The sequence below is a fragment of the Novosphingobium sediminicola genome, from assembly GCF_014196525.1.
In the GTDB taxonomy this organism is placed as follows: domain Bacteria; phylum Pseudomonadota; class Alphaproteobacteria; order Sphingomonadales; family Sphingomonadaceae; genus Novosphingobium; species Novosphingobium sediminicola.
Genome location: NZ_JACIDX010000041.1, coordinates 1 through 7,738, shown reverse-complemented (window position 1 = coordinate 7,738; position 7,738 = coordinate 1). Strand labels below are relative to the sequence as shown.

At 55.5% G+C, this 7,738-nt stretch carries 10 protein-coding genes; 6 read left to right on the top strand and 4 right to left on the bottom strand.

Annotated elements, in window-relative coordinates; translation table 11 throughout:
* A partial coding sequence (locus tag GGR38_RS23720; protein ID WP_183629471.1) for a hypothetical protein occupies positions 1–326 on the bottom strand: 326 nt, incomplete at its 3' end.
* Between the two features lie 283 nt (positions 327–609).
* Entirely contained in the window at positions 610–1,491 is an 882-nt protein-coding gene (locus GGR38_RS23715) for a contractile injection system protein, VgrG/Pvc8 family (protein WP_183629469.1), read from the bottom strand.
* A gap of 47 nt (positions 1,492–1,538) precedes the next feature.
* Here GGR38_RS23715 and GGR38_RS23710 point away from each other — a divergent pair, with 47 nt between their 5' ends.
* The gene (locus GGR38_RS23710; RefSeq protein WP_183629380.1) at positions 1,539–1,796 is read left to right on the top strand and encodes a type II toxin-antitoxin system ParD family antitoxin; all 258 of its coding nucleotides are present in this window, start codon (positions 1,539–1,541) and stop codon (positions 1,794–1,796) included.
* Complete coding sequence (locus GGR38_RS23705) at positions 1,793–2,089, top strand: type II toxin-antitoxin system RelE/ParE family toxin (protein WP_183629467.1); 297 nt, start codon at positions 1,793–1,795, stop codon at positions 2,087–2,089. Before GGR38_RS23710 ends, GGR38_RS23705 begins: the two co-directional genes overlap by 4 nt.
* A gap of 29 nt (positions 2,090–2,118) precedes the next feature.
* On the opposite strand, the gene GGR38_RS23700 is transcribed toward GGR38_RS23705, so the two are convergent.
* Entirely contained in the window at positions 2,119–3,315 is a 1,197-nt protein-coding gene (locus tag GGR38_RS23700; RefSeq protein WP_183629465.1) for a tetratricopeptide repeat protein, read from the bottom strand.
* 269 nt (positions 3,316–3,584) lie between these two features.
* Between GGR38_RS23700 and GGR38_RS23695 the strand changes: the two genes are divergently transcribed.
* Positions 3,585–3,980: a hypothetical protein gene (locus GGR38_RS23695; RefSeq protein ID WP_183629463.1), complete on the top strand. Its 396-nt coding sequence runs from the start codon at positions 3,585–3,587 to the stop codon at positions 3,978–3,980.
* A gap of 32 nt (positions 3,981–4,012) precedes the next feature.
* Here the strand turns inward: GGR38_RS23695 and GGR38_RS23690 are convergent, their stop codons facing one another.
* Positions 4,013–4,597: a hypothetical protein gene (locus GGR38_RS23690; RefSeq protein WP_183629461.1), complete on the bottom strand. Its 585-nt coding sequence runs from the start codon at positions 4,595–4,597 to the stop codon at positions 4,013–4,015.
* A gap of 137 nt (positions 4,598–4,734) precedes the next feature.
* Here GGR38_RS23690 and GGR38_RS23685 point away from each other — a divergent pair, with 137 nt between their 5' ends.
* The 3 genes from GGR38_RS23685 (at position 4,735) to GGR38_RS23675 (ending at position 7,020) form a co-directional block, all read left to right on the top strand.
* Positions 4,735–5,256: a hypothetical protein gene (locus tag GGR38_RS23685; protein WP_183629459.1), complete on the top strand. Its 522-nt coding sequence runs from the start codon at positions 4,735–4,737 to the stop codon at positions 5,254–5,256.
* A 268-nt stretch (positions 5,257–5,524) separates the two neighbouring features.
* Positions 5,525–6,046 (top strand): hypothetical protein, encoded by a 522-nt coding sequence (locus GGR38_RS23680; RefSeq protein WP_183629457.1) that lies wholly within the window; start codon positions 5,525–5,527, stop codon positions 6,044–6,046.
* A 746-nt stretch (positions 6,047–6,792) separates the two neighbouring features.
* Positions 6,793–7,020, top strand: coding sequence for a hypothetical protein (locus tag GGR38_RS23675; RefSeq protein ID WP_183629455.1), 228 nt, complete (start codon positions 6,793–6,795; stop codon positions 7,018–7,020).
* Positions 7,021–7,738 lie beyond the last annotated feature (718 nt).

The following is a 7,738-nucleotide window of genomic DNA, read 5'->3' as shown; positions in this document are numbered from 1 at the left end:
TCAGTTCGCTGTTCTCTTCGGCGATCGTTTCGTTCGGGCCATGGCGGCCTGATGTTCAACCGCCGCCCCGTACACGGAATTCCTGACACTCCCCCGCCGCCCAGTGCCGGTAGGGTTTTCTGGATGGCGGCGACGTCATCACGGCTGTGTACGTCGATACGCACCCGCAGCTTGCCGTCGAAATCGAAATGGATCGCCGTCGCTTCCGGACAGGCTGCCTTAATCATACCCAGAAGCTTGCCCAGTTCGTCGCTCACGGCGCTGGCATTCTCCACTGGCGGGAAACGTTCGATCTTTCCTGCGGCTATCGCGCTCATCTCGCCCATCACTGCACCTCTAAGGCTGCGATCGTTGAATACGGTGCACATTACGCTGCTTGCCAAGTCATTTCCAGCGCCATTCCGTTCTATATTTACGACAAGATGATTCTGTTCCCATAATGTTACACCAGAGATCAACGCGACCCGCCTCGCAACGCTTCGAACCGCAAGGCAACAGCCTGCGAGTGCCGCTGCCGACTGGGGAAGCGGCCGTGGTTAATCTCTGAACAGATGGCCGCTTGCGACGAACGGGCACAGAGCCGGCAAAGGCAGCTTTGGCGGCGGCTGCTCACGCCCCCTCCAACCGCACCATCTGCTTGATCCCACCCGCATCCATCGTGGTGTCGATGCTCTCGATCAGCCACTTGGTCCCACTCACCGCCGCGCTCCACCCTTGGAGCGTGGCCTGCTGGTTCGGCCGCAACCGGCAGTCGGCCACCGCCAGATAATATTCAAACTTGCTCTTGGCCCGCTGGCGCTTGGCAAGGTTCGACTTGGCCGCGCGGGTGGCGCTGCTCTTGCTGGCATAGACATGCTTGAGCCGATAGGCATCGCCGCTGCCCTCGCTCACCGTTTTGCGCGCGCCGGTTGAGCCATCGTGATATTGCGCCTCAACGCCGGTCTGCGCGCTGCGTTCGGCGCGGATGTAGCGCCATGACCAACCATCCTGCCGTGTCAGGGTGATCGCCGGGATGGTCTGGCCGCCCGCCGTGGTGGCGCTGCCTTTGGGCAGGATCAGGATCTTGCGGTCCTTCCATGTCGCGGTGGCGTCGAAGCGTTTGCCCAGATCCTGCACCAGCGCCATGTCGGATTTGTTGTGCTGCTCCAGCGCCTCAATGGGCTGGCCCGCCAGATCGGGATGGACGCGGGCTGTGATGCCGTGGCGCGCGGCAATCTCGCCGATCAGTGCGCCCAGCGTGGTGTCATGCCAGACGCGATTGCGGCGCTTGGCATAGGTGCCGGCCAGATCCGCCGAGCGCGCGCGGATCACGATCTGGTCGGGCGGGCCGCTTTCCTCGACCTCATCGACGCGGAACCGGCCCTTGTCGATCAGTCCCACCGGATGGTCGTCGAACCGGCTCTCCCAGCCCAGCGAAAGCGAGAGGATCGCGCCAGCGCTGGGCACGGCCAGCTTGGGCGCCACCGCAGGGGGTGGTGGTGCCTTTATCAACTGTTGATAAGATGCTATATCGGCATCCAGACAGGAGTGTTTGAACCATGATCAGCGCGGATCTCGGACAGCAGTTGGAGCAATTTGTGGCAAGCCTGGTTGCGACGGGGCGCTACAATTCCAAAAGCGAAGTTCTGCGCGAAGGCGTGCGGCTGATCCACGAGAGGGAAACCCGTCTGGCGGCGCTCGATGCCTCGATTGCGCGCGGTCTGGCTGATGCCGACGCGGGGCGCACCACACCGGCGGAAGCGGCTTTTGATCGTCTTGAGGCCAAATATCGGGCGATGGGTGCGGCGGACGAATGATCGTCCATCTGACCGCCGAGGCGGAATTTGATCTTGAGACCATTGGCGATTTCATTGCCCACGACAATCCCACAAGGGCGTTGAGCTTTCTGCGCGAGCTGCGCGCGAAATGTCTGGGCCTGGCCGAGATGCCTGAGCGCTTTCCGGTGGTGCCACGCTATGAAACCACCGGGGTAAGGCGCCGGGTGCATGGGGATTATTTGATCTTCTATCGGGTTGAACCGGGGAGGGTGGTCATCCTTCATATCCTGCACGGCGCCCAGAATTACACCGGCATCCTGTTTTCGTCGTAACGATGTCAAGCTTCAGGAGGCTTTCCCGGTCATTGCGGGGCGGAGGTTTTCGGTATCCATCCGCGCAGGGCAGGCTCCAGAGGGCCGCCCAGCAGGCGCACCCGGCCTGCCATGGCTTTGACCACAATCTCGCGTGACAGGGCTTGTTCTCTGACCTTCGCGGCCGGGCCATAAAGCTCGGCTCCTTGAAGCCAGATCATGATTTGGCCCGCTGGCGGTGCGGTCATGATCTGTTTCGCAATTTCGGCGGCGAGAAGATCCACATTCCTCGTACATGAAATGCCCTTCAGACGCGCATCTTCTACACCAGAGAAGGAAGACGTCAGGCCGGGCTGATCCTTGATGCCAGCGAACAGCGCGATAGCCTCTTCTTTGCGGCCCAGACCATAGAGGGCGCAGCCCCTCATGGCGGAAAAATAGGCCATGGCGCCGGGCGCTTTTTCGTAGCTTGGGAAGAGGCCGGGAGACATTTGTTTGAAAGTGTCAATTGCCTCATCAAGGGCCACCAGGGCTTCATCATAGCGCCCCGATATCGCCAGCACTTCAACCAGCGATATCTTTTCATTGATCTGAAAAGGCGTTGGGCGTGTTTGCTCTTTGATTGAGTTTCGCAACGATTCGATCGCCTGATCCACGAATCCTTGGCCGACCAGCAGATCGGCGATACGCAGTTTCAAATCGCTGCGCATGAAATCGGCTGCGGAGCCACGCGGCAAGGCCGCCAGACGTTCTTTGGCGAAAGTTATGGCTTCGTCGAAGTGACCGGTATCCTTAAGTATCTTGATATATTGCAGAATTGCGCGGTTGTCGCCGCCGATACCTTGCTGCATCCAATTCAGAGCGGGCAAGGATTTGGCATTTCCTTCTGCGGCCTCTTTCGCCTGCTTCAGTGCCCGGTCACGCAAGATCTGCAGGTCATCGCCTGCCCATTTCAGCAGGGCGGGCCACGTAAAGGCCAGCCTTTCATCCGCCAGCACCGCCAGCGCGTCATCGGGCGTGGCAATCATGCGCAACCGCCGGGTCGTGCCGCCCAGTTCATGCGAAACCAGTTCGGCCCGGTCTTCGCGGACGATCAACTCCACCTTGCCCCAGCCGCCCGGCCAGGTCATTTCGACGGGCTCTGGGCCAGTTTTGGCCGTAGCAGGCAAGGGTAAGGCCAATGCCGCAACAACAAGCGGCAGAATAAGAAGGCCACCGATCTTTGTTTTAGTTTTCATCAGGAACAAGGCCTTCTGCTCATCTCTCTCGGATCAGCGTTAGAACAGATAGGCCAGATGACGCCAAGCGCTTTCGGCGGTGGACTATTCAATTTTGAAGCACGCCGTAGCCGCAATGCGGCAACTCTTTTCGTGAGATCAGGCGGCCAGTGTTCGTAGTCGGTCACCTGGGCGGTGCGGGCAAATTTGAAAGTCCACTTTCGCCCCAGTTGCGGACATTGGCGCGGGGATTCTAATGTGGCACGCTTCGCGGCGGTTTATGCCAGCAGGAGGATACCTTGCAGATCGCGGTAAGTGGGAAGTTCTCGATTGACCATTCCGATACAGCATCCGTTGCGGCGGCCAAAATTCGGACGCTTTTGCAAAGTACCGAAATCCAAAGTATCGACACTAATCTTGAATCTTTTGTTTTCTTCCCCGTCATAATCTCAGATTATTTCGGGGTCGAGAAGAAGTCATATCGATTTTACTCTAGAAAGGAAAATGCAGAGTTTGTGAGTGAGGAAATTAATGTCACGGATTGGGAAATGGCCGATGAAGATGGCCGACTTATTCTGATGGTTGACGCACTTGAAAAGGCCGTTCGAGGTACCCGATCCGGCAGGCTGCACGATGGCGCAAAGGAGGCAATCGTTGGGTATGTGCGCCGCGCTGTAGAGGCCAACGGCAGCTAGCCACCAAAAATGGACGCTGTTGACGAAAACGTTCAGCGCTGGTCGAAGCGCCATTTGCGGAATGTTTGCACACCAGCAAAGACTACAATCCCCGCCCCGAAAATCGACCAGACCAGCCCCGATCCATGGAAGACATCGACTTTTGTAGACATTTTCCAAATTAGTCCCACGCCCGCAAGAGCCGCAAGCCCCAGTTGGAGGTAGGAAATCTTAGAGAAGGCAATCGCTCGCGCTTCTTCCCTGGTCAATGCGAGGCCTTCCGGGAGGCGATGCTTCAATTCGCGTGACGGAGCGCCCCAAGCCCAGTGAAAGACCGCCTGAAAAGACAATATGATTGCCGCGAGACCGGCCCACATCGCAATTTGAAATGTAGGACTGTCGCTATCCGGAGTCAGCCAGACCAGAAGCACTATCAGGATGATCGTCGCTGGAACAAGAGACCATAGTCCATAACGGACGCGCTTGGTGAAGGTCCCGACAAACCTATCTCTTTCCAAACTGCTTACGCGGAATGGCGCCCCCTTCTGATTTTTCCGATAGATGAAGCCGTCCTTTTCATTTGAAAATTGATCAGCAAAGGCTTGCCTTAAACCATCCAAATGAGCGTTAATAGACATCGTAAGACTCTACAGACATATTGACCTCATGCAACTTCCGCTTCCCACCAAAAATTGACCGGCGGCCCGCGCCCAGTTGCGGCCATTGAGGGAACCCAGCTAACAGTACTTCCTTACAACTCGCTTGAAGGTGTCCAATGGAGTTTCCCGACGGTCTGCTCAACCTCTACCTCACTGATATTGGCGAACCATCCGAAAACCAGTTGCGGATCGTAGTGGCGGAAGGCCTGCTCGGCGAGCCGACTCAGATTGCCATAGACGGTATCGACTTAGGTGAAGGTCGGCCAATTCTTGTGACTGATGAGAGCCGGTCGTTCGAGCTACGCTGGGACAACTACGTGGCCTACGCAGTCAGAAACGAGAGCTTCTGGAAAGCCGAGGGTGACGAGTTACCCCGAGGAAAGATGCTTGAGCGGCGCTCCAACTCAGCATTCTTCCGGTATGTTTCCGCGACCACATTCGCCGACGATGAATATCCGGGAACGCTTGAGCATTGGTCGCTTACCACGCTCAATCACTGCGTTGATGTAGTGAGCGTGTGGAAAAGAGGAGGTCTCGTTTTCGGACAAGGGCATATACACAAAAGTCTACCCCATCGCCGATTATTCCTATGCGTGGAATTATTACGTCGAAAATCGTTTCAACGCCAATGGGGATGAACATAAGCAATTGCAGGTTGCCTATTGCAGTCCAATCTCGCCGAACCCCGCGCGTCCTAAGGGCACCGCCATCTGTACATCGGTCTGGAATGTCGATGGTTTGGTGCTTTCTCTCGGATTTGAAGAGCACGAACTTCCTGAACTTCGTTCCATGCGGGATAGAGCAGCTACTATGCTGCTGTCGTGGAAGGTCCGCTCCCCCTAACTTGTCTGCCGCCTCGAGCGGTTCGCAGCGACCCGAAAGTCGCCGGTTGTTCATGGCCTACGAATGTCCGCTTCCCACCATTTCTCACCCGAAACGGCTGTTCCAGACACGACGCCGTTGCTGAAATCGTTCGTTTATCCTAGCCTGCTGAATATCCGTTTGAGAATGGGTTGGGCGGCGTTGCCTCTTGTGATTCAAACTCAGGATGTGGAACCGGACTTCTGGAGGAGCGGAGTTTTACCAATGATCCGTTTTTCTATCGCGACTGGACTCGCCATCAGTGTATTGGCATTCGGTCAATCGAATGCCGCACCCCTTCCGCGCGAAAAATGTCCAAAGCAGGCCTCAGTCGATCGCAATGGCAGCGCGGTCAAAACAAGCAAAGATGCCCTTGCAATTGCGAAGATTTATGCCGCTTCGATCTACGGCATGGAAAAAGCAAATATATTTGAACCGAGACAAGCCAAGATGATTTCTCGGGATGTTTGGGAGATATATGGATTTACAGAGGGTGGGATTGGCCGAATGGTAATGCAAATAAATGCAAGAAATGGATGCCTTATTGTTTCAATTATTCAAGGTTGATCCTTGCGTTACCAAAATTATTGTCATTCCAGATCCGACAACAAACTGGTCATAACGGGAATAGCGGGAATCCACGCCTTTCCTGCTGTAGCGAACGTTGCGCGAGAGGGGCCATAGCCGCCCGTTGTTAATGAAAGCCGGAAGGGCAGCTTCCCACCCTAATGAGACGGGCGGTTCCCGCCCAGTAGCGGACCGTCTGCCTTCTCCTTTGAAGCCTATAGCCCGCCTCGAAAGCCGATGGTCACCATGCAAGCAAGCACTGTAGGGGGTGGGTTTCTACGACGGACAGTCTGTGAAGAGCGCTCCACTATTCAACGCATTGATAGTTTATTAAAAATGTCATAAAAATGACGCTGCATAGTGGCTATCGTTAGATGGTTGGTTTGGTCCACGATGATTTAGGCTGGGGGTCATATGTTTAAAGCCATCGTTTTTTACCTTACTTCCTCTCGAAGCCAACGCGATGCGGTGGCTCAGCAGGCCTTTGATGAGGCCGTGTATGTAAGTGAGAGGCATGGGGGGCGAGCCAGTCGCATACTGAAAACAAAGTCAAAACAAGCTTCATCTTTACAAAGAATTATGATGTATAGAAAGGCGGCCAAGATCGCCAGTGACCTGCCGCGGTCCTCCGCCCAGAGCGGTGATCAGACTGACGGTCACCCTTAAATCGCGTATTTCCTGATCCGTCGAACGGTATATGGCACCCAAAAGGGTGCGGCCGCGTAGAACGGTTTTCAGGAGGGAATATGCCGAAGATACTGACCTTCCGCGATCCAGCTGGAAAACAATACGAGATCGGTATCGAGCATAGCAGCGCTTTGGGCCATTGGTATCTGGCCATCGGATCGATAGCCGGTACGGTGAAGAGCACCGAAATACCTCCACCACGATATGCCACCGAACTGGGCGCCCTTTCGGCGGCACGTCGATATGCGGAGTTTCACGGTTGGTCTGAGGCCGATTACGAGCACTGAAGCCCGAACACGGTGGTGGATAAATCCCGAATTTTTTGGGTTTTCCTGAATATCGGGCGATCAGCAGGGGAGCATAACGTTTTGATGCCGTTCGCAAGCAGTGTTGGCACTGGTTCCGGCCATTCATCGACTAGGGTGGCAGGGCTTGTTGCGCTGGCGAATGGTGTCGGCGCTAAAGGAGACGTTCCGGTCACGACACCATTGCGGACGTTCCAATTGCGCCTTACGATTTCGCTATGAACTTCAATTGCATCAAGTTTGCTTTGTTCGCCGCTGCTGCACTTGGTCTATCCAGTCCTGGCGTCAGCCGTATGCGGCCTACGTTAGTCTCACCTCGTGACCTCGTTGGCACGTGGGCAGTGCTTCACGGTAACACAAAGTCTGAAGCTTGCTTATCTGATTTCATATCAGATTTTTTGCCGGATGGCAGGTACGGTGGAGACATGGAAGATGGCGTTTGGAGTTTGTCTGGCGATATTCTGACCGTAAAAATACTTCGTTCAAATTATGATACAGGCGGAGAGGGGCCGATGCGCCGTCTTCGTCGGCCGGACGTCCGAAAAATTCACGTCTCGAAAAGACGAAATGGTCAAATTAATTTCGATCAGGACATTGCTGTTAGAGGGAGTGTCAGGAATTCCGTGTACGGGGCGGCATAATGGGTAGAAAGATCCCCAATTATGGCACGACGCAAAGCCCCTTCGATCCCCGATGACCT